Genomic DNA, 22,150 nt, shown 5'->3' with positions numbered 1-22,150 from the left:
CTTATGAGTGAATTTTCCCAGACAGTCCCCGAACTGGTTGCCTGGGCCAGAAAAAATGACTTTTCCATCTCTCTGCCGGTAGACCGACTTTCGTTCCTGCTGGCGGTAGCCACGCTGAACGGCGAGCGCCTGGACGGGGAGATGAGTGAAGGCGAACTGGTGGATGCGTTCCGCCATGTCAGTGATGCGTTTGAGCAAACCAGCGAAACCATCGGCGTGCGCGCCAACAACGCGATCAACGATATGGTACGTCAACGTCTGCTGAACCGCTTTACCAGCGAGCAAGCGGAAGGCAACGCCATTTATCGCCTGACGCCGCTCGGGATTGGCATTACCGATTACTACATCCGCCAGCGTGAGTTTTCCACGTTGCGCCTTTCCATGCAGCTATCCATTGTCGCGGGTGAACTGAAGCGGGCGGCGGATGCGGCAGATGAGGGCGGCGACGAATTTCACTGGCATCGCAACGTTTATGCGCCGCTGAAATATTCGGTCGCGGAAATTTTCGACAGCATCGACCTGACCCAGCGCATCATGGATGAGCAGCAGCAGCAGGTAAAAGACGACATTGCGCAGTTGCTGAACAAAGACTGGCGCGCGGCGATTTCGAGTTGCGAACTGCTGCTTTCTGAAACATCCGGCACGCTGCGTGAGTTGCAGGATACGCTCGAAGCAGCTGGCGATAAATTGCAGGCCAATCTGTTACGCATCCAGGACGCCACGATGGCGCATGACGACCTGCATTTTGTGGATCGTCTGGTGTTCGATCTGCAAAGCAAACTCGATCGCATTATTAGCTGGGGTCAGCAATCCATCGACCTGTGGATTGGCTATGACCGACACGTACACAAATTTATCCGTACCGCGATTGATATGGATAAAAACCGCGTCTTTGCCCAGCGACTGCGCCAGTCCATCCAGAGCTATTTTGATGAGCCGTGGGCGCTGACCTATGCCAACGCCGATCGTCTGCTGGATATGCGCGATGAAGAGATGGCGCTGCGCGATGAAGAGGTGACCGGCGAACTGCCGCCGGACCTGGAATATGAAGAATTTAACGAGATCCGCGAACAACTGGCGGCGATCATCGAAGAACAGCTGGCTATCTATAAATCCAGACAAGCCCCACTGGATCTCGGCCTGGTAGTGCGCGAATATCTGGCGCAATACCCACGAGCGCGTCACTTCGACGTGGCGCGTATTGTTATCGATCAGGCGGTACGTCTTGGCGTAGCGCAAGCAGACTTCACCGGACTGCCAGCCAAATGGCAGCCGATTAATGATTACGGAGCCAAGGTACAGGCGCATGTCATTGACAAATATTGAACAAGTGATGCCGGTTAAGCTGGCGCAGGCGCTGGCAAACCCGTTATTTCCGGCGCTGGATAGCGCATTACGCTCCGGCAGACATATCGGTCTGGATGAGCTGGATAATCATGCCTTCCTGATGGATTTCCAGGAGTATCTGGAAGAGTTTTACAGTCGCTATAACGTCGAACTGATTCGCGCGCCGGAGGGTTTTTTCTACCTGCGCCCGCGTTCCACGACGATTATCCCGCGCTCTGTCTTGTCTGAACTGGACATGATGGTGGGTAAAATCCTCTGCTATCTCTATCTCAGCCCGGAGCGGTTGGCGAATGAGGGGATTTTTACCCAGCAGGAACTGTACGATGAGCTGCTCGCTCTGACAGACGAAGCCAAATTGCTGAAACTGGTCAACAACCGCTCAACGGGGTCTGACGTGGATCGTCAGAAACTACAGGAGAAGGTGCGCTCGTCGTTAAACCGTCTGCGTCGCTTAGGGATGGTGTGGTTTATGGGCCATGACAGCAGCAAATTCCGCATCACGGAATCGGTGTTCCGCTTTGGCGCGGATGTGCGTACCGGTGACGATCCGCGTGAAGCGCAGCGTCGCTTAATCCGCGATGGGGAAGCCATGCCGGTTGAAAATCACCTGCAACTCAACGATGAGACCGAAGAGAATCAGCCGGACAGTGGAGAGGAAGAATAATGATTGAACGCGGTAAATTTCGCTCACTAACGCTGATTAACTGGAACGGCTTTTTTGCCCGCACCTTTGACCTCGATGAGCTGGTCACCACGCTATCCGGCGGGAACGGCGCCGGTAAATCCACCACGATGGCGGCGTTCGTCACGGCGCTGATCCCGGACTTAACCTTACTGCATTTCCGTAACACCACGGAAGCCGGGGCCACCAGCGGATCGCGCGATAAAGGCCTGCACGGTAAGCTGAAAGCGGGCGTCTGTTATTCCATGCTCGACGTCCTCAATTCCCGCCATCAGCGTGTTGTGGTGGGAGTACGTTTGCAGCAGGTCGCCGGACGCGATCGCAAAGTTGATATCAAACCGTTTGCCATTCAGGGCTTGCCGATGTCGGTGCAGCCGACGCAGCTGGTGACCGAAACGCTGAACGAGCGCCAGGCGCGCGTGTTGACCCTCGCGGAGCTGAAAGAGAAGCTCGATGCGATGGAAGGCGTGCAGTTTAAGCAGTTTAACTCGATCACCGATTATCACTCACTGATGTTCGATCTGGGCATCATTGCCCGCCGTCTGCGTTCTGCGTCCGATCGCAGCAAGTTCTATCGTCTGATTGAAGCCTCGCTGTACGGCGGGATCTCCAGCGCGATTACCCGTTCCCTGCGTGACTACCTGCTGCCGGAAAATAGCGGCGTGCGTAAAGCGTTCCAGGATATGGAAGCCGCGCTGCGTGAAAACCGTATGACGCTGGAAGCGATCCGCGTAACCCAGTCGGATCGTGACCTGTTCAAGCATTTGATTAGCGAAGCCACTAACTACGTGGCGGCGGACTACATGCGCCATGCCAACGAACGCCGGGTTCATCTGGATAAAGCGCTGGAGTTTCGTCGCGAGCTGTACACATCGCGTAAGCAACTGGCGGCGGAACAGTACAAACACGTCGACATGGCGCGTGAACTGGGCGAGCACAACGGTGCGGAAGGGGATCTGGAAGCGGATTACCAGGCCGCCAGCGACCACCTGAACCTGGTGCAGACCGCGCTGCGTCAGCAGGAGAAGATCGAGCGCTATGAAGCGGATCTCGATGAGTTGCAAATTCGTCTCGAAGAGCAAAATGAAGTGGTGGCTGAAGCCGCCGACATGCAGGAAGAGAACGAAGCCCGTGCGGAAGCCGCCGAGCTGGAAGTGGATGAACTGAAAAGCCAACTGGCGGACTATCAGCAGGCGCTGGATGTGCAGCAGACGCGCGCGATTCAGTACAACCAGGCGATCCAGGCGCTCGACCGCGCCAAAGCGCTTTGTCATCTGCCTGACCTGACGGCGGACAGCGCCGCAGAATGGCTGGAAACGTTCCAGGCGAAAGAGCAGGAAGCAACGGAAAAACTGCTTTCGCTGGAACAGAAAATGAGCGTGGCGCAAACCGCGCACAGTCAGTTTGAACAGGCATATCAGCTGGTGGCCGCCATTAATGGCCCGCTGGCGCGTAATGATGCCTGGAGCGTGGCGCGTGACCTGCTGCGCGAAGGCGTGGAACAGCGTCACCTGGCGGAGCAGGTTCAGCCGCTGCGTATGCGTCTGAGTGAGCTGGAACAGCGCTTGCGCGAACAGCAGGAAGCTGAACGTCTGCTGGCGGAATTCTGTAAACGTCAGGGCAAACATTTCGACATTGATGAGCTGGAAGCGCTGCACCAGGAGCTGGAAGCCCGCATCGCCGCCCTGTCGGATAGCGTTTCTAACGCCCATGAACAGCGTATGACGCTGCGTCAGGAGCAGGAGCAACTCCAGTCCCGCATTCAGCACTTAATGCAGCGCGCCCCGATCTGGCTGGCGGCGCAAAACAGTCTGAATCAGCTGTGCGAACAGAGCGGTGAAGAGTTTACCTCCAGCCAGGAGGTAACCGAGTATCTGCAACAGTTGCTGGAGCGCGAGCGTGAAGCGATTGTAGAGCGTGACGAAGTTGGCGCGCGTAAGAACGCGGTTGACGAAGAGATTGAACGTTTAAGCCAGCCGGGCGGCTCGGAAGACTCGCGTCTGAACGCGCTGGCGGAGCGTTTTGGCGGCGTGTTGCTGTCGGAAATCTATGATGACGTCAGCTTCGAAGACGCGCCGTACTTCTCCGCGCTGTACGGCCCGTCCCGTCATGCTATCGTGGTGCCGGATCTGTCGCTGATCGCCGAACAGCTTGAAGGGCTGACGGATTGCCCGGAAGATCTCTATTTCATCGAAGGGGACCCGCAGTCGTTCGATGACAGCGTCTTCAGCGTTGATGAGCTGGAAAACGCGGTGGTGGTGAAAACCGCCGAGCGTCAGTGGCGTTATTCCCGTTTCCCGACGGTGCCGATCTTTGGTCGCGCCGCGCGTGAAAACCGTATTGAAAGTCTGCATGCTGAGCGCGAAGGGCTGTCTGAACGCTTTGCGACGTTGTCCTTCGACGTGCAGAAAACTCAGCGTCTGCATCAGGCGTTCAGTCGTTTTATCGGCAGCCATCTGGCGGTCGCGTTTGAGGCCGACCCGGAAGCGGAAATTCGCCAATTGAATGGCCGTCGCGTTGAACTGGAACGCGCGCTGGCTACGCATGAAAACGACAACCAGCAGCAGCGTATTCAGTTTGAACAGGCGAAAGAGGGCGTCTCCGCTCTGAACCGCTTACTGCCGCGCCTGAACCTGCTGGCGGACGACACGCTGGCTGACCGCGTGGATGAAATTCAGGAACGTCTGGATGATGCGCAGGAAGCGGCGCGTTTTATACAGCAACACGGTAATCAGTTAGCCAAACTGGAGCCGATCGTCTCGGTTCTGCAAAACGATCCCGAACAGTTTGAGCAACTGAAAGAAGATTACGCATACTCCCAGCAAACGCAGCGGGATGCGCGTCAGCAGGCTTTTGCGCTGACCGAGGTCGTACAGCGTCGGGCGCACTTCAGCTATTCCGACTCGGCCGAAATGCTGAGCGGCAACAGCGATCTGAACGAAAAACTGCGTCAGCGTCTGGAACAGGCGGAAGCCGAGCGTACCCGTGCCCGTGAAGCGTTACGCGGTCATGCCGCGCAACTCAGCCAGTACAATCAGGTTCTGGCCTCACTGAAAAGCTCGTATGACACCAAGAAAGAGCTGCTGGGCGACCTGCAACGTGAATTACAGGATATCGGCGTGCGTGCCGACAGCGGTTCGGAAGAGCGCGCGCGTATCCGCCGTGACGAACTGCATACGCAACTGAGCAATAACCGCTCACGTCGTAACCAGCTGGAAAAAGCGCTGACCTTCTGTGAAGCAGAAATGGATAACCTGACCCGTAGACTGCGCAAGCTGGAACGCGATTATCATGAAATGCGCGAGCAGGTGGTCACCGCGAAAGCCGGGTGGTGCGCGGTGATGCGGATGGTGAAAGATAACGGGGTAGAGCGCCGTCTGCATCGTCGCGAGTTGGCTTATCTGTCGGCAGATGAACTTCGCTCCATGTCGGATAAGGCGTTGGGTGCGTTGCGTCTGGCGGTGGCGGATAATGAACACCTGCGTGATGTATTACGTATGTCGGAAGATCCAAAACGACCGGAACGTAAGATCCAGTTCTTCGTGGCGGTTTACCAGCATCTGCGGGAGCGTATTCGCCAGGATATCATCCGTACCGATGACCCGGTTGAGGCCATCGAACAGATGGAAATTGAGTTGAGTCGCCTGACGGAAGAGCTAACCTCCCGCGAACAGAAGCTGGCGATCAGCTCGCGCAGCGTGGCGAACATTATTCGTAAGACGATTCAGCGCGAACAAAACCGTATTCGTATGCTGAACCAGGGGCTGCAAAACGTCTCATTCGGTCAGGTGAACAGCGTGCGTCTCAACGTTAACGTGCGGGAAACGCATGCGACCTTGCTGGATGTTCTTTCCGAACAGCATGAGCAACATCAGGATCTGTTTAACAGCAACCGCCTGACCTTCTCTGAAGCGCTGGCGAAGCTGTATCAGCGCCTGAATCCGCAGATTGATATGGGGCAGCGTACGCCGCAGACCATTGGCGAGGAGCTGCTGGATTACCGTAACTATCTGGAGATGGAAGTCGAGGTCAACCGTGGTTCAGACGGCTGGCTGCGTGCGGAGTCCGGCGCGCTGTCTACCGGTGAAGCGATTGGTACCGGGATGTCCATTCTGGTGATGGTAGTACAAAGCTGGGAAGACGAAGGCCGCCGCTTGCGCGGAAAAGATATCTCCCCATGCCGCCTGCTGTTCCTTGATGAGGCTGCGCGTCTGGATGCGCGTTCCATCGCGACGCTGTTTGAACTGTGCGAACGTCTGCAAATGCAGCTTATCATCGCAGCGCCGGAAAACATCAGCCCTGAGAAAGGCACCACCTATAAGCTGGTGCGTAAGGTTTTCCACAATACCGAACACGTTCATGTGGTCGGACTGCGTGGCTTCGCCCCACAACTGCCGGAGACCCTACCTGGCACTGGCACCGAAGATGCCTCGTCGCAGGCCGCCGGGTAAGTAAGATGAAGACGGCCTTCGCGCCGTCTTTTTTCATCATAAAATCGATCAATAGAAGTCTGAAAAGCACCTTACACCAGGTGCTTTTTCTTTAAACTTCTTTACATTAGGTTAGGCAAAACCTTTTTGATGTTTATATACTGAAGGTAAGCCTGACGAGTAAGCAGGCTTGCTCGTCATACTTCAGAAGGTATTGGCGTTTTCAGGTTTTTACCCAATGTGAGCGGGCAACCTGGCTATTCAAAGTATGATAAAGAAACAGGGGGCAAGGGATGTTGCTTAACAAAATTTGTAGTCGTCGGCTGTCGGCAATCAGTTTATGCCTGGCCGTAACATTTGCTCCACTGTTCAGTGTGCAGGCCGATGAGCCTGAAATGATTCCTGGCGACAGTTCAGCGACCGTCAGCGAACAGCCTACCGCGTTGTCACAGCCGCAAGCGCAATCGCCTGCGACAGCGGTAATGGCGGGGATTCAGCCGCTGCCGGAGGGGATCTCTGCGGAGAAAGCCCGGGCTGAATTACAATCGCAACTTCCTTCTGGTTATACGCCGGTTTATCTGAATCAACTGGAACTGCTGTATGCCGCCCGCGATATGCAACCAATGTGGGAAAATCGCGATGCGGTGAAAGCGTTTCAGCAGCAGCTGGCGGAAGTGGCCATCGCCGGGTTCCAGCCGCAATTTACCACCTGGGTCGCGCTGCTGACCGACCCGTCAGTCACCGGTCTGGCGCGAGATGCTGTTTTATCCGACGCCATGATGGGCTATCTCCATTTCATCGCCAATATTCCCGTAAAAGGGACGCGCTGGCTGTACAGCGACAAACCTTATGCGCTGGCAACACCGCCGCTTTCGGTGATCAACCAGTGGCAGGTTGCGCTGGACAACGGTCAACTGACGACGTTTGTCGCCAGCCTTGCGCCACAGCATCCGCAATACGCCGCGCTGCATGATTCACTGAAAAAGCTGGTTAGCGACGCTCGTCCCTGGCCACAGTTGACCAGTACCGCGACGTTGCGTCCTGGTCAGTGGAGCAATGATGTGCCTGCGCTGCGTGAGATTTTACAGCGTACCGGTATGCTGGAAGGCGGGCCTAAGATAGCGCTCCCGGGGGATGACGTGGCGGCCGATGTGGTTGTCAGCCCTTCCGCCGTCGCAGTGGAGCCTGCCGCCGTGAAACCTGTCGCCCGGCAATCCACTCAGCGCAGCCAACCCGCTCCGGCAGTCCGTGCGGCTTATGATCGTGAGCTTGTTGATGCGGTGAAACGTTTTCAGACCTGGCAAGGGCTGGGGGCGGATGGCGCTGTCGGCCCGGCGACGCGCGAATGGCTGAATGTGACGCCTGCGCAACGTGCGGGGGTGCTGGCGCTGAATATTCAGCGTTTGCGTTTACTGCCAGGAGAATTATCAACGGGCATTATGGTCAATATTCCGGCCTATTCGCTGGTTTATTACCAGAACGGCAACCAGGTGTTGGCTTCCCGGGTGATTGTTGGCCGCCCCGATCGGAAAACGCCAATGATGAGCAGCGCGCTTAATAACGTGGTGGTGAATCCGCCCTGGAATGTGCCGCCAACGCTGGCCCGAAAAGATATTCTGCCCAAAGTCTGGAATGATCCGGGGTATCTGGAACGCCACGGTTATACCGTTATGCGCGGCTGGAACAGCAAAGAGACGATTAACCCGTGGCAGGTGGACTGGTCGACCATTACGCCATCGAACCTGCCGTTCCGCTTCCAGCAGGCGCCGGGCGCGCACAACTCGCTGGGGCGTTACAAATTTAATATGCCAAGTTCAGACGCGATTTATCTGCACGATACGCCGAATCACAATCTGTTCCAGAAAGATACGCGAGCGCTCAGCTCCGGCTGCGTGCGTGTGAATAAGGCCTCTGAGCTGGCAAATATGCTACTTCAGGATGCTGGCTGGAACGATACGCGGATTTCGGATGCGCTGAAGCAAGGTGATACCCGGTACGTCAACATCCGCCAGAATATTCCAGTGAATCTGTATTACCTGACGGCGTTTGTGGGAGCAGACGGACGCACTCAGTATCGTACAGATATTTACAATTATGATCTGACTGCGCGATCCAGCGCACAAATTGTGTCAAAAGCAGAACAATTAATCAGGTAAATGAAGAAGTTCTGATAAATCTGTTGTCGTAATATTGGTCATCGGCAGGGCTGATTCGCTGCAAGCCCCGCCGTTGCTGGGGATGGGCCACCTTGACGTCGGTTTTTTTGCCAGTTAAGGTGCCCCTCGTGCGCCAGAAGTGCATATTAACGAAAACATTTACCTGTAGACCTGATTATCATGGACAAATTTGACGCTAATCGCCGCAAGTTGCTGGCGTTTGGTGGCGTTGCTCTCGGTGCCGCCATCTTGCCTACGCCAGCATTTGCCACACTCTCCACCCCACGTCCGCGTATTTTGACACTGAACAACCTCCATACCGGAGAGTCAATTAAAGCGGAGTTTTTCGACGGAAGAGCCTATATTCAGGATGAATTAGCAAAACTAAACCATTTTTTCCGTGATTTTCGCGCGAATAAAGTGAAAGCCATCGACCCAGGATTGTTCGATCAGCTCTTCCGCCTGCAAGGCCTTTTAGGCACCCGTAAGCCCGTACAGCTCATCTCGGGTTACCGCTCACTGGATACCAATAACGAACTGCGTGCGCACAGTCGTGGAGTGGCGAAAAAAAGCTACCACACGAAAGGGCAGGCGATGGATTTCCATATTGAAGGCGTTTCGTTAAGTAATATTCGCAAAGCTGCGTTATCTATGCGCGCAGGTGGTGTAGGATACTACCCACGCAGTAACTTTGTGCATATTGACACCGGGCCGGCACGGCACTGGTGATCCGCAGACTTAACGAAACAGGAGCAGTATGAACTATCGTATTATTCCGGTCACCGCATTCTCCCAGAACTGTTCATTGATCTGGTGTGAGCAAACCCGTCTGGCCGCGCTGGTCGATCCCGGCGGCGACGCACAGACCATCAAACAGGAAGTGGACGCCAGCGGCGTGACGTTGATGCAGATCCTGCTTACGCACGGTCATCTCGATCATGTTGGCGCGGCGGCGGAACTGGCGAAGCATTATGGCGTGCCAGTGATCGGCCCGGAAAAAGAAGATGAGTTCTGGCTACAGGGTTTACCGGCGCAAAGTCGCATGTTTGGTCTGGAAGAGTGTCAGCCGCTGACGCCTGACCGTTGGCTGAATGAGGGAGATCGTATTAGCGTAGGGAATGTGACTTTACAGGTGTTGCATTGTCCTGGGCATACGCCGGGCCATATCGTCTTCTTTGATGAGTCTTCACGGCTACTGATTTCCGGTGACGTGATCTTCAAAGGCGGCGTTGGGCGCAGCGATTTCCCGCGTGGCGATCACGCTCAGCTGATTGATTCGATCAAGCGTAAATTATTGCCGTTGGGCGATGATGTGACGTTTATTTCGGGTCATGGGCCGATGTCGACGCTTGGCCATGAGCGGCTGCATAACCCGTTCCTGCAAGATGAAATGCCGGTCTGGTAAATTCTTGTCCGGTCTGCAATGGGAAACCACTGTAGGCCGGGTAAGCGCCAGGCACTACCTGGCGCTATGATACTTACAGTACGGCGACAATGGCTTCGCACAGCGGAGCCATGTTATCCGGCGTCATTCCAGCCACGTTGACGCGACCAGAAGCCACCGCATATACGCCAAACTCTTCACGCAGACGCAGTACCTGCTCTTTCGTCAGGCCGCTGAATGAGAACATGCCATTCTGTTTGGTGATAAAGCTGAAATCGCGATCTGCGCCTTTTTCCTGCAACGTATTGACGAACAACAGACGCATGCGCTGAATACGCTGGCGCATATCGGTCAGTTCCTGTTCCCAGATAGCACGCAGGGCATCGTTGCTCAGGATAGTCGCTACAACGGATGCGCCGTGTGCCGGAGGGTTAGAGTAGTTGGCGCGAATGGCGGATTTCATCTGGCTGAATGCGCGATCAACGGTTTCTGCATCTGCGGCAACCAGCGTACAGGCACCGACACGCTCGTTATACAGGCCAAAGTTTTTAGAGTAGGAACTGGCGACGATCAGCTCTTTATGCAACGCTGCGAACGCACGCAGACCTTCCGCGTCCTCTTCCAGACCGCGAGCAAAACCCTGATAGGCGAAGTCAAACAGCGGCAGCCAGCCTTTTTCGACAGAAAGCTGAGCCAGCGTTTGCCACTGTTCCAGCGTCGGATCGATACCGGTTGGGTTATGGCAGCAGCCATGGAACAGAACGACGTCACCAGCCTGCGCGTTATTGAGGCTTGCCAGCAAGGCATCGAAATCAAGCGCGTGGTTTTCTGCATCGTAATAAGCGTATTCGCACACTTCCAGACCGGCGGAATTAAACACGCCCTTATGGTTTGGCCAGCTTGGATTACTTACCCACACGCGTTTTACCGCCGTATTTTTTGCCAGGAAGTCCGCGGCAACACGGAGCGCGCCAGTACCGCCTGGCGTTTGCGCGGTGCGAGCGCGTTTGTCATTGATCAGCGCGCTACCTTTGCCAAACAGTAATTCCTGCGTGCAACGGCCGAATTCTGGAATACCATCAATACCGAGATAGTTTTTGGTGGTTTCATTTTCCAGTAAATACTGCTCGGCTTTTTTAACGCTGGTTAACACCGGCGTTTTGCCTGTCTCATCTTTATAGACACCGATACCAAGGTTAATTTTTCCGGGACGGTCATCGACACGAAACAGATCGGCCAGGCCCAGAATAGGGTCGGCAGGGGCGGCGGTAATGTTCTCAAACATGACGAGGTTCCATTGTGGTTACAGAAGGGAAATCCGTAATCAGGTTAACGGCAGATTTACAAAATGCCAACTGTTAGTGACAAAAAGCCTGAGTGTTTTTTTAAGACGCCAGATTTTGCTGGCAGACATAAAAAAACAGGACCGAAGTCCTGTTTTTTAGGCATTTAACAAAGAGGTCTGCTGATTAGAACTGGTAAACGATACCTACAGCAACCGTGTCGTCAGAGCCTACGCCCAGTTTGTTGTCAGAATCAATCTGGTTGATGATGTAGTCAACATAGGTGGACATGTTTTTGTTGAAGTAGTAAGTCGCGCCAACTTCTACGTAGTTGACCAGATCTTCGCTACCCACGCCTTCAACGTTTTTGGCTTTGGACTTGGTGTAAGCGATGGACGGACGCAGACCGAAGTCGAACTGATACTGAGCAACTAACAGGATGTCCTGAGTTTTGTTGGCGAAGCCGCCGTCGATAGCCGTGGCGTTACGGGTTTCACCGTAGTTGGCTGCCAGGTAGATATTGTTGGCGTCGTATTTCAGACCAGTAGCCCACTGCTCAGCGGTTTTACCACGACCAGCAAGGCGAGAATCTTGCTGAGCGTTGGTGCGGTCAGCGGCACCGTAAGCACCAACGATACCAAAGCCTTCGAATTCATAGCTCAGAGATGCACCCCAGCCGTCGCCGTTAGAGCGCTGTACGTCGCTGAAGTTACTGGAATCGTCTGCGTTAACAACGTAGTTGCTTGCGCGCTCGTTTTTGCCCAGATACTGAACGCCGAAGTTCAGGCCGTCAACCAGACCGAAGAAGTTGGAGTTACGGTAGGTTGCCACACCGCCAACACGGCCAACGAAGAAGTTATCGCTGTATGCGGTGTCACCACCAAATTCTGGCAGCATATCGGTGTAGCCCAGTGCATCGTAAACGATACCGTAGTTACGACCGTAGTCCAGAGAACCCGCATCGCCGAGTTTCAGACCCGCGAATGCCAGACGGGTTTTGTTGCCTTTCTGAGAGTCAGAACCACCTTCGGATCTGTTACCGCTGAACTGGTATTCCCACTGGCCGTAACCGGTCAGTTGATCGTTAATCTGAGTTTCACCTTTAAAACCCAGACGTGCATAGGTCTGGTCGCCATCACCGCCGTAGCTGTTTTTGCCGTTGTCTTTAGAGAAGTAGTGCAGACCTACCGCTTTACCATAGAGGTCCAGTTTATTGCCATCTTTGTTATACACTTCGGCTGCGTTTGCGGCGCCAGCTGCCAGCAGGGCAGGGATTACCACTGCCAGGATATTACGCTTCATCATTATTTATTACCCTCATTGGTTTTTATATGACACCTGCCACTGCCGCCAATAAATTCTGTCAATAAAAATTTACGGAACTATTGATGAGAGTTTGGTGTCTTTATGTGTCTGACAAGCATCTTTCCATTCAAACCACCGTTTCGCTACCGTGAAAGTGCTACAAAGATAAAGAATTAGTTTCAAAAAGAAAAAATATGTAACTAAATGTTTTATTTTTGGCGCTTTGTGAACGACTTCAAATTTCGGGCCAATTTCAGCCACCATTTCCCATTTTTATTTCTATTTATATGATTTCCTTATGTTTAATTTTTCTAAACATAGCACTTACTGCAAATGTGATTGAACACGGGTGTGATTGATAACTTTTTTCAGACGTCTGGAATGCCGTGCGATTGATTGAAAATTATGCTATCAGGTGAGGGAAAACTAATCCGCAATGATCGGAGGGATTATTTTTTGTACTGAGATGTTGCAATGAAATATCAGGTAACAGGAAGGGGGAGTTGAGGGGCTTGTTTTTAGATTTGTTTACTTCTTATCCATAAAACTTGACATTCTGAGAGAGAAAAAGGCCAGCAAAGCTGGCCTTTTAAAATCAGAAACTGGCGTTACGTGGAGTACGCGGGAACGGAATCACATCACGAACGTTTTGCACGCCGGTGACATAAGCGATCAGACGCTCGAAGCCGAGACCGAAACCTGAATGCGGAACAGTACCGTAGCGGCGCAGATCGCGATACCACCAGTAATCTTCTTTATTCAGGCCCATTTCCGCCATACGGGCATCCAGTACGTCCAGACGCTCTTCACGCTGGGAACCCCCAATGATTTCACCAATGCCCGGCGCCAGAACATCCATTGCCGCCACGGTTTTACCGTCTTCGTTAAGGCGCATATAAAACGCTTTAATGTCTTTCGGGTAGTTTTTCACTACCACTGGCGCTTTAAAGTGCTCTTCTGCCAGATAGCGTTCGTGCTCAGAGGAGAGATCCACACCCCAGTAAACCGGGTTTTCGAATTTCCTACCGCAGTTTTCCAGAATTGTGACCGCATCGGTGTAATCAACCTGGGCGAAGTCCGCATCAATAAAATGTTCCAGACGAGAAATCGCATCTTTATCGACACGCTCGGCGAAGAATTTCATATCATCCGCGCGTTCATCCAGTACGGCTTTGAAGACGTATTTCAGCATCGCTTCGGCAAGGCCAGCTACGTCATTCAGGTTGGCAAAGGCGACTTCCGGCTCCAGCATCCAGAACTCAGCCAGGTGGCGGCTGGTGTTGGAGTTTTCTGCACGGAATGTAGGGCCAAAGGTATAGATTTTGGACAGGGCGCACGCATAGGTTTCGCCGTTCAACTGGCCGGATACGGTCAGGAAGGACTCTTTACCGAAGAAGTCTTTATCAAAATCGACTTTGCCCTGGTCGTTACGCGGCAGGTTTTCCAGATCCAATGTTGATACACGGAACATTTCACCCGCGCCTTCGGTATCGGAGGCGGTAATCAACGGCGTCGAAACCCAGAAGAAACCCTGCTCGTCAAAGAAACGGTGCAGCGCTTGCGCCAGCGTATGGCGCACGCGCGCCACTGCGCCAATCATATTGGTGCGCGGACGCAGGTGCGCGACTTCACGCAGATATTCGATACTGTGGCGTTTCGCCGCCATCGGATAGGTATCAGGATCTTCAACCCAACCGGTTACTTCAACCGTGGTGGCCTGAATTTCAAAACTTTGCCCTTGTCCTGGAGACGCAACGACTTTACCCGTGACGATAACCGAGCAGCCGGTTGTCAGACGCAATACGTCTTCATTGTAATTGGGCAGAGAATTATTAATGACAGCCTGTACAGGATCAAAGCAGGAACCGTCATAAACGGCGAGGAAGGAGATGCCAGCTTTTGAATCTCGGCGGGTACGCACCCATCCGCGCACGGTGACTTCGCTGTCAACGGCTACGCGGCCCTGGAGTACGTCGGCTACAGGCACAACGCTCATAATATTCTCTCTGTTAATAGTCGGAAAAAATAAACACTTGTCCACCCTGCTTGGGGGGATACCTATGTTACCTGGCATCTGCAATCAGACAAGCAGAATTCGCAGCTGGAACGAAAGATTTCGGAAATAAACATGAAAAGGGAAGCAAAGTCGCGATAAGACGCGCTTTCTGTCGACCGGATAGCGGCGCAAGCGCGTTATCCGGCCAACAATGATTAACTGGCTTTCTTTATATGAGGAAGGTCAAAAGCTTTACGTAATGCACGCACAAAAGCTTTGTCATGACAGATTGTTTTCCCCGGGCTGTCTGACAATTTGGCGACCGGTTTGCCGTTACATTCCACCAGTTTGATGACAATATTGAGCGGCTTCACCTGCGGGATATCGCAGGTCAGACGGGTGCCAATACCAAAGCTCAACTGCACGCGTGAAGAGAAGTGACGATAGAGATCGACCGCTTTCTTCAGATCGAGGTTATCTGAGAAGACCAGCGTCTTACTCAGCGGGTCAATGCCCAGCTTCTGGTAATGGGCGATGGCTTTTTCACCCCATTCAACCGGATCGCCAGAATCGTGGCGTAAGCCCTGATAACGCGTGGCAAATTCGGTGCCGAAGTCGCGTAAGAAAGCGTCCATCGTGATGCAGTCCGTCAGCGCGATACCGAGCTGGTTAGGGTATTCATTCAGCCAGGCGGCGAGAGCTGCGCGCTGACTGGTTGCCAGATCCGGGCTGATTTGCTGATGTGCCTGGAACCATTCATGCGCCTGTGTGCCCATAGGCGTAAGCGACAGCCGACGGGCGAGATCGTAGTTACTGGTGCCGACAAACCACGGTTCCTGCTGAAGGCGTTTGACGATGGCCTGCTGCACTTCGCGAGAGAAACGGCGACGGGTGCCGAAATCCATCAGATGGAAGCGGGACATATCGAGATCGGCGGTTAATGCAGAGAAATCGACGAGTTTACTTTCCAGCGCATCAAGCGCCTGCGCCACACCCATTTCCGGCGAGCGGTAACGGTGCACCAGTTCGCTGATCACCGCCAACAGCGGGACTTCCCACATGATGACTTCGCGCCACGGACCGGTTAAGCGGATGTTTAGCTTCCCGTTATCGTTGGTCACGCAGACCTGTTCCGGGTTATAGCGGAAGTCACGTAACCAGTTGAGATAATCAGCTTTAAAGAAGGGCAGGCCGGAGAGCCACTGGAACTCGTCCTCCTGAAGTTGCAGGTGTTGCATTGCATTCACCTGCTCGCGAATAGCGTCGGCGTAAATACCGAGCAGGTCGTCACCACGGCAACGAAATTCAGCCGCTACATGCACATCATAGTAGTGGTGAAAAACGGCTTGCTGCATATGCAACTTATAAGCGTCTGTATCCAGCAACGAGTGCAGAACAGGAGAAGCGAATTGTGTCATAGGTGCGCAGTAGCATCCTCTCACGGGAGCGTTTAGTACAATAAACAACTAAGAAAACCGCTGGAGTATACCTTGTTTAGCGATTTATTGAACCCCGATCACAACATAAGCTGTCTTTGCGGTCGAGTGCATTTCGTGCCGCGTGTTATGAAAATGTAGAACGTATGCTATTAACTCTTTGAATTTAATCACTGTTAGCCCCCGATGCCGCGCCCTGAGGGGCTGGTGGAGACAATGTTCATCCCGCCCCCAATAATCAAATTGATCAGATCGTGAAATATCGACGCGTAAGAATCATCTCATCGTTTGTTTTTTCTTCAAAAATCATTCTGCATTACCGGATAACAGGGCGATTCTATGACTTCTGTCCTTGATTTCATCTGAATCCGTCATGTATCATTTTCGCGATAAAGTATCGCAGAGCCTGTTCGAACCCAGGAAAACCCTCTATTACCTGGGCTTATCAATATTGAATCTTTATTCTCAAAGGCTTAAAGGGTATGAAAACGTGCCCGGCTGATGCTTTTATTACCTGATTATTTATGCGCGACTCACCGCTCCGGCGGGTTCATCGTCAGGCAATTTAACCGTGCTCATCTTGTTTGCCTTTGCCTTGATGGGGTTAAAAATAGCCTTTCGGACTTGTTATATTTTATGAGCGCAATGATTATTTGAGATAAAAACGATGAGTGATATTGATTTTGTTGTTTTATGGGTTGATTCAACCGATGTAGCCTGGCAAGAAAAGTTTACTGAGTTCAAAGGAAAAGGTAGCCACGGTGAGAGAGCTGTCCACCCTGCGCGGTTCAGGGATATGGGTATCTTTAAATATTGGTTCAGATGTGTCGAAAAATATGCGCCATGGGTAAGAAAAGTACATTTGGTTACCTGTGGACAAATTCCGTCATGGATCAATGTTGAACATGAAAAATTAAATATTGTCTTTCATGATGAGTTTATTCCGTCGGAATATTTACCAACGTTCAACTCTAATACGATAGAGCTAAATCTTCATCGGATAAAAGATCTCAGTAATAAATTTGTTTTATTTAATGACGATACGTTCATTACCTCTCCTTTGCGGGAAGATTTTTATTTTGATAATGGCTATCCCAATGACTTCCTCATCATAAAAAAACAATCACCTAAAAATAAAGATGAGATCATAATGAGGTCGTCAGAATTTCTTAATGTCAGTGTTTTAAATACGCATATTAATAAAAAAACAATAATCAAAGAAAACAGACGTAAATACTATAGCTTACGTTATAAAAAAGGTCTGTTGAAAAATTTTATGAACCGCCGTGCAAGTTATTTTGAAGGCTTCTACGGTAAGCATCTTCCGCAGCCATTCCTGAAAAGTACATTCACTGAGATATGGCAGGCCGAAGAGGAGTTGTTGAAAAAATCATCAAGCAAAAGGTTCAGAGAGCCATTATGTTTAACGCAGTATTTATTCAGGTACTGGCAACTGGCCCACGGTAACTTTAATCCTAAGAACCCGGAAGGGCGTGGAGTATATTTCAATTTGTCGTCCAGTAACATAAACGAGGCCATCAAGACGCTGTCAAATGGCACCGCGCAGGCCTGTTTTAATGACACTGAAAAGTTACACGATTTTGAAAAGGTAACGACTACGCTAAGAAATGCCTTTGAAATGAGGCTTGGTCATAAATCAAGTTTTGAGATTTAAGCCTGTGGTTCTCATTGTACTGGCGATGTGACGTTTTCATTTGGCTGGTGGGCGCCTGAACGGCCTCCGTGATTTTAAACGTGACGCCTTTATGTTATAAAAATGTAGCAAAAAGAGTGTTTGTGTCTGAAAAGATGAACATTCTGCATAGCGCGATTTCGACAACAGGAATAGACTGGAGTCGGGACTCTACAAAAGATGCTAAAGGTTTTTTATGACACAACAGCCACAAGCCAAATACCGTCACGACTACCGTGCCCCGGATTACCAGATTACTGACATTGATTTGACCTTTGACCTGGATGCTGAGAAAACCGTCGTTACAGCACTGAGTCAGGCTGTCCGTCATGGCGCATCTGATGCGCCCCTTCGCCTGAGCGGTGAAGATCTGCGACTGGTATCCCTCCATGTAAACGATGCGCCGTGGACCGACTACAAAGAAGAAGAGGGCGAGCTGGTGATCGGCAGCCTGCCCGAGCGCTTTACCCTGCGCATTGTGAATGAGATCAGCCCGGCGGCGAACACGGCGCTGGAAGGCCTGTACCAGTCAGGCGACGCGCTGTGTACGCAGTGTGAAGCGGAAGGTTTCCGCCACATAACCTGGTATCTCGACCGCCCGGATGTGCTGGCGCGGTTTACCACCAAAATCATCGCCGATAAATCCAGATATCCGTTCCTGCTTTCCAACGGCAACCGTATTGCGCAGGGTGAACTGGATAATGGCCGTCACTGGGTGCAGTGGCAGGACCCGTTCCCGAAACCCTGTTACCTGTTTGCGCTGGTGGCGGGTGATTTCGATGTACTGCGCGATACCTTCATCACGCGTTCTGGCCGGGAGGTGGCGCTGGAACTGTACGTTGATCGCGGCAATCTGGACCGTGCGCCGTGGGCGATGACTTCGCTGAAAAATTCCATGAAATGGGATGAAGAGCGTTTCGGCCTGGAGTATGACCTCGACATCTACATGATCGTGGCGGTGGACTTCTTCAATATGGGCGCGATGGAGAATAAAGGTCTGAACGTCTTTAACTCCAAGTATGTGCTGGCCCGCACCGATACGGCGACCGACAAAGATTATCTCGACATTGAGCGCGTTATTGGTCACGAATATTTCCACAACTGGACGGGTAACCGCGTTACCTGCCGCGACTGGTTCCAGTTGAGTCTGAAAGAAGGCCTGACCGTTTTCCGCGACCAGGAATTCAGTTCCGATCTCGGCTCCCGCGCGGTGAACCGCATCAGCAACGTGCGCACCATGCGCGGTCTGCAATTTGCTGAGGACGCCAGCCCAATGGCGCATCCTATCCGCCCGGATAAGGTCATTGAGATGAACAACTTCTACACCCTGACCGTCTACGAGAAGGGCGCGGAAGTGATTCGTATGATCCACACGCTGCTGGGCGAAACGAATTTCCAGAAAGGGATGCAGCTTTATTTTGAGCGTCATGACGGCAGCGCCGCTACCTGTGATGACTTTGTGCAGGCTATGGAGGATGCGTCTAATGTCGATTTGTCTCACTTCCGCCGCTGGTACAGCCAGTCCGGCACGCCGGTTGTCAGCGTACGGGACGACTATAACCCGGAAACGGAACAGTACACGTTGACCATTAGTCAGCGTACGCCTGCGACGGCGGATCAGGCAGAAAAGCAAGCGCTGCATATTCCGTTCGCGATTGAGCTGTACGACAACGAAGGCAACGTTATTCCGTTGCAGAAGGGCGGTCATCCGGTCAATTCCGTGTTGAATGTAACCCAGGCGGAGCAAACCTTTGTCTTTGACAATGTGTATTTCCAGCCGGTGCCAGCACTGCTGTGCGAATTCTCCGCGCCGGTGAAACTGGAGTACAAATGGAGCGATCAGCAACTGACGTTCCTGATGCGTCATTCGCGCAATGACTTCTCACGTTGGGACGCGGCGCAAAGCCTGTTGGCGACGTATATTAAGCTGAACGTTGCGCGCCACCAGCAGGGGCAGCCGCTGTCGCTGCCGGTACATGTGGCGGATGCCTTCCGGGCGGTTCTGCTGGATGAGAAAATCGATCCGGCGCTGGCGGCGGAAATTCTGACGTTGCCTTCGGTGAATGAGATCGCGGAACTGTTCGAGATCATCGATCCGCTGGCGATTGCCGAAGTCCGCGAAGCGTTGACCCGCACGCTGGCGGCGGAACTGGCAGACGAGTTCCTGGCAATCTATAACGCGAATCATCTTGATGAGTACCGCGTTGAACACGCCGACATTGGCAAGCGTACGCTACGCAATGCCTGCCTGCGCTTCCTGGCCTTTGGTGAAACCCACCTGGCGGATACGCTGGTGAGCAAGCAGTACCATGAAGCCAATAATATGACCGATGCGCTGGCGGCGCTGTCGGCGGCGGTCGCGGCGCAATTGCCGTGCCGTGACGCGTTGATGCAGGAGTATGATGATAAGTGGCATCAGGACGGACTGGTCATGGATAAATGGTTTATCCTGCAATCCACCAGCCCGGCGGATAACGTGCTGGAAACGGTGCGTGGCCTCCTGAAGCATCGCTCTTTCAGTATGAGCAACCCGAACCGTATTCGTTCGTTGATTGGCGCATTTGCCGGGAGCAATCCGGCGGCGTTTCATGCTGAAGACGGCAGCGGCTATCAGTTCCTGGTCGAAATGCTGACGGACCTCAACAGCCGTAACCCACAGGTGGCATCACGCCTGATTGAACCGCTGATTCGTCTGAAACGTTACGATGCGAAGCGCCAGGAAAAAATGCGCGCCGCGCTGGAGCAACTGAAAGGGCTGGAAAACCTCTCTGGCGATCTGTTCGAGAAGATTACCAAAGCGTTAGCCTGATAATATTGCCGGATGCGTCCGGCCTACCATTTACGTGTAGGCCGGATAAGCAACTGCGCCATCCGGCATTTTTTAACCGTGCTTGCGTAGCGGAGCCTCATTTTCGCCACGTTGCATCACCCGACCCAACACTTCCGCTTCCAGTTCCGCTAAACGTACCGTCCCCAGACGGCGCGGCCTCGCGATATCCACCGTCAAGTCCAGACCAATTTTCCCGTCCTCGATCAACAGAACCCGATCGGCCATTGCCACGGCCTCGCTGACGTCATGCGTGACCAGCAGCACTGTAAAACCGTGCTCTTGCCATAACGAGACGATCAAATCCTGCATTTCCAGCCGGGTCAGGGCATCCAGCGCGCCGAGAGGTTCATCCAGCAGCAGTAATCCCGGCCGGTGGATCAGCGCGCGGGCCAGCGCGACACGCTGTTTCTGCCCGCCGGACAGCGCCACAGGCCACTCCGCCGCCCGGTTTTCGAGACCGACCGCCGCCAGCGCCTGACGCGCCGCATCCCGCCAGCCGCCTTTCAGACCCAATCCAACATTATCGATCACCGACTTCCACGGCAGCAGGCGCGCATCCTGGAACATCATACGCGTGTCGTCCTGGATCTCGGCCAGCGGCGTTGTTCCGGCAAGCAATTCTCCAGCCGTAGGGGATTCCAGACCGGCCAGCAGACGCAGCAGCGTACTTTTCCCGCCACCGCTGCGTCCAACCACCGCCACAAATTGCCCGGCGGGAATATGCAGATCCAACTGGTTCAGCACCGTGTTGTCAGCATATTGTTTGGTTACCGCGTTGAGCAGTAGCGGCGTTCCCTGATTAAGACGAGCGGTATTCATACGGTTGCCTCTTTCGTGTAATAAGCAGGATTCCAGCGCAGCCAGACGCGCTCTAACAGCTGCGCGCTGACGTCGGCGAGTTTACCGAGCAGGGCATACAAAATAATCGCGACCACGACGATGTCCGTTTGCAGGAATTCCCTGGCGTTCATCGCCAGATAGCCGATCCCGGCGTTCGCCGAAATGGTTTCCGCCACAATCAGCGTCAGCCACATCAACCCGAGCGCAAAACGGACGCCAACCATAATAGAGGGCAGGGCGCCGGGGAGGATCACATGCACAAACAGCGGGAAACCGGATAAGCCATAGCTGCGAGCCATCTCCACCAGACCCCGATCGATATTACGAATCCCATGCCAGGTATTGATATAAATCGGAAACAGCGTTCCCAGCGCTACGAGAAAAATTTTCGCGCTTTCATCGATCCCGAACCATAAAATCACCAGCGGGATCAGCGCCAGGTGCGGCACGTTACGCAGCATTTGTACTGAAGTATCCAGCAGACGTTCTCCCCACCGTGACAAACCGCTGATCAGCCCCAGCGTCAGACCGATAGAACCGCCAATTGAAAAGCCGATGAAAGCGCGCCACGAACTAATGGCCAGATGCTGCCAGAGTTCGCCGCTGGCGGAGAGTGTCCAGAATGCCGCGATCACCCCTTCAGGAGAGGGGAGTATGCGGGTTGACAACCAGCCCATCGAAGAGGCTATTTGCCAGACCGCCACGATGCCCACCGGTAAAAACCAGGGGGCAACGCGCAATAACCATTTGTTTGTGGGCGTTGCCATT

14 protein-coding genes are annotated in these 22,150 nt (G+C 53.1%); 8 read left to right on the top strand and 6 right to left on the bottom strand.

Features of this window, described 5'->3' with window-relative positions; all coding sequences use genetic code 11:
- The first annotated feature begins 3 nt into the window (after positions 1–3).
- The 6 genes from mukF (at position 4) to OGX80_RS10300 (ending at position 10,020) form a co-directional block, all read left to right on the top strand.
- A complete protein-coding gene (gene mukF, locus OGX80_RS10325) occupies positions 4–1,326 on the top strand; it encodes a chromosome partition protein MukF (protein WP_058668967.1) in 1,323 nt (440 codons plus the stop codon).
- A complete protein-coding gene (gene mukE, locus OGX80_RS10320; protein ID WP_024130476.1) occupies positions 1,307–2,011 on the top strand; it encodes a chromosome partition protein MukE in 705 nt (234 codons plus the stop codon). The genes mukF and mukE overlap by 20 nt, the downstream gene beginning before the upstream one ends.
- Entirely contained in the window at positions 2,011–6,480 is a 4,470-nt protein-coding gene (gene mukB / locus OGX80_RS10315; protein ID WP_115181756.1) for a chromosome partition protein MukB, read from the top strand. Before mukE ends, mukB begins: the two co-directional genes overlap by 1 nt.
- Before the next feature lie 272 nt (positions 6,481–6,752).
- Positions 6,753–8,615 carry a L,D-transpeptidase gene (gene ldtD / locus OGX80_RS10310; protein ID WP_047457756.1) on the top strand — a complete coding sequence of 621 codons (1,863 nt, stop codon included), beginning with the start codon at positions 6,753–6,755 and terminating at the stop codon, positions 8,613–8,615.
- 180 nt (positions 8,616–8,795) lie between these two features.
- A complete protein-coding gene (mepK, locus tag OGX80_RS10305; protein ID WP_012132998.1) occupies positions 8,796–9,344 on the top strand; it encodes a peptidoglycan L,D-endopeptidase MepK in 549 nt (182 codons plus the stop codon).
- Between the two features lie 28 nt (positions 9,345–9,372).
- Positions 9,373–10,020: an MBL fold metallo-hydrolase gene (locus tag OGX80_RS10300; RefSeq protein WP_012132997.1), complete on the top strand. Its 648-nt coding sequence runs from the start codon at positions 9,373–9,375 to the stop codon at positions 10,018–10,020.
- 73 nt (positions 10,021–10,093) lie between these two features.
- Here OGX80_RS10300 and aspC read toward each other — a convergent pair whose 3' ends face one another.
- From aspC to pncB, 4 genes are all read right to left on the bottom strand, one after another.
- Positions 10,094–11,284: an aspartate transaminase gene (gene aspC, locus OGX80_RS10295; protein WP_047457753.1), complete on the bottom strand. Its 1,191-nt coding sequence runs from the start codon at positions 11,282–11,284 to the stop codon at positions 10,094–10,096.
- A 184-nt stretch (positions 11,285–11,468) separates the two neighbouring features.
- Entirely contained in the window at positions 11,469–12,587 is a 1,119-nt protein-coding gene (gene ompF, locus OGX80_RS10290) for a porin OmpF (RefSeq protein WP_047457749.1), read from the bottom strand.
- A 595-nt stretch (positions 12,588–13,182) separates the two neighbouring features.
- Positions 13,183–14,583 carry an asparagine--tRNA ligase gene (gene asnS, locus OGX80_RS10285; protein WP_104868834.1) on the bottom strand — a complete coding sequence of 467 codons (1,401 nt, stop codon included), beginning with the start codon at positions 14,581–14,583 and terminating at the stop codon, positions 13,183–13,185.
- Positions 14,584–14,798: 215 nt separating this feature from the next.
- Positions 14,799–16,001: a nicotinate phosphoribosyltransferase gene (gene pncB, locus OGX80_RS10280; RefSeq protein ID WP_071258278.1), complete on the bottom strand. Its 1,203-nt coding sequence runs from the start codon at positions 15,999–16,001 to the stop codon at positions 14,799–14,801.
- A 685-nt stretch (positions 16,002–16,686) separates the two neighbouring features.
- Between pncB and OGX80_RS10275 the strand changes: the two genes are divergently transcribed.
- Positions 16,687–17,694, top strand: a complete 1,008-nt coding sequence (locus OGX80_RS10275) for a stealth family protein (RefSeq protein ID WP_012132987.1) — start codon at positions 16,687–16,689, stop codon at positions 17,692–17,694.
- 214 nt (positions 17,695–17,908) lie between these two features.
- Complete coding sequence (pepN, locus tag OGX80_RS10270) at positions 17,909–20,521, top strand: aminopeptidase N (RefSeq protein WP_058668969.1); 2,613 nt, start codon at positions 17,909–17,911, stop codon at positions 20,519–20,521.
- A 72-nt stretch (positions 20,522–20,593) separates the two neighbouring features.
- Here pepN and ssuB read toward each other — a convergent pair whose 3' ends face one another.
- On the bottom strand, positions 20,594–21,361 hold the full coding sequence (gene ssuB / locus OGX80_RS10265) for an aliphatic sulfonates ABC transporter ATP-binding protein (RefSeq protein WP_153258370.1): 768 nt from the start codon (positions 21,359–21,361) through the stop codon (positions 20,594–20,596).
- A complete protein-coding gene (gene ssuC, locus OGX80_RS10260) occupies positions 21,358–22,149 on the bottom strand; it encodes an aliphatic sulfonate ABC transporter permease SsuC (RefSeq protein ID WP_012132983.1) in 792 nt (263 codons plus the stop codon). The genes ssuB and ssuC overlap by 4 nt, the downstream gene beginning before the upstream one ends.
- Position 22,150 lies beyond the last annotated feature (1 nt).

This window comes from Citrobacter sp. CK194 (assembly GCF_030333395.1).
Taxonomy (GTDB): Bacteria; Pseudomonadota; Gammaproteobacteria; order Enterobacterales; family Enterobacteriaceae; genus Citrobacter_B; species Citrobacter_B koseri.
Note: the sequence above shows the minus strand (reverse complement) of the source record. Positions and strands in the feature narration are given on the sequence as shown.

Bases quoted from the DNA above. Each gene is read 5' to 3' on its own strand.
- asnS (WP_104868834.1), bottom strand. From the start codon at position 14,583: ATGAGCGTTGTGCCTGTAGCCGACGTACTCCAGGGCCGCGTAGCCGTT.
- ssuC (WP_012132983.1), bottom strand. From the start codon at position 22,149: ATGGCAACGCCCACAAACAAATGGTTATTGCGCGTTGCCCCCTGGTTT.
- ldtD (WP_047457756.1), top strand. From the start codon at position 6,753: ATGTTGCTTAACAAAATTTGTAGTCGTCGGCTGTCGGCAATCAGTTTA.
- OGX80_RS10300 (WP_012132997.1), top strand. From the start codon at position 9,373: ATGAACTATCGTATTATTCCGGTCACCGCATTCTCCCAGAACTGTTCA.
- pepN (WP_058668969.1), top strand. From the start codon at position 17,909: ATGACACAACAGCCACAAGCCAAATACCGTCACGACTACCGTGCCCCG.
- ssuB (WP_153258370.1), bottom strand. From the start codon at position 21,361: ATGAATACCGCTCGTCTTAATCAGGGAACGCCGCTACTGCTCAACGCG.
- mukF (WP_058668967.1), top strand. From the start codon at position 4: ATGAGTGAATTTTCCCAGACAGTCCCCGAACTGGTTGCCTGGGCCAGA.
- ompF (WP_047457749.1), bottom strand. From the start codon at position 12,587: ATGATGAAGCGTAATATCCTGGCAGTGGTAATCCCTGCCCTGCTGGCA.
- mukB (WP_115181756.1), top strand. From the start codon at position 2,011: ATGATTGAACGCGGTAAATTTCGCTCACTAACGCTGATTAACTGGAAC.
- mukE (WP_024130476.1), top strand. From the start codon at position 1,307: ATGTCATTGACAAATATTGAACAAGTGATGCCGGTTAAGCTGGCGCAG.
- pncB (WP_071258278.1), bottom strand. From the start codon at position 16,001: ATGACACAATTCGCTTCTCCTGTTCTGCACTCGTTGCTGGATACAGAC.
- mepK (WP_012132998.1), top strand. From the start codon at position 8,796: ATGGACAAATTTGACGCTAATCGCCGCAAGTTGCTGGCGTTTGGTGGC.
- aspC (WP_047457753.1), bottom strand. From the start codon at position 11,284: ATGTTTGAGAACATTACCGCCGCCCCTGCCGACCCTATTCTGGGCCTG.
- OGX80_RS10275 (WP_012132987.1), top strand. From the start codon at position 16,687: ATGAGTGATATTGATTTTGTTGTTTTATGGGTTGATTCAACCGATGTA.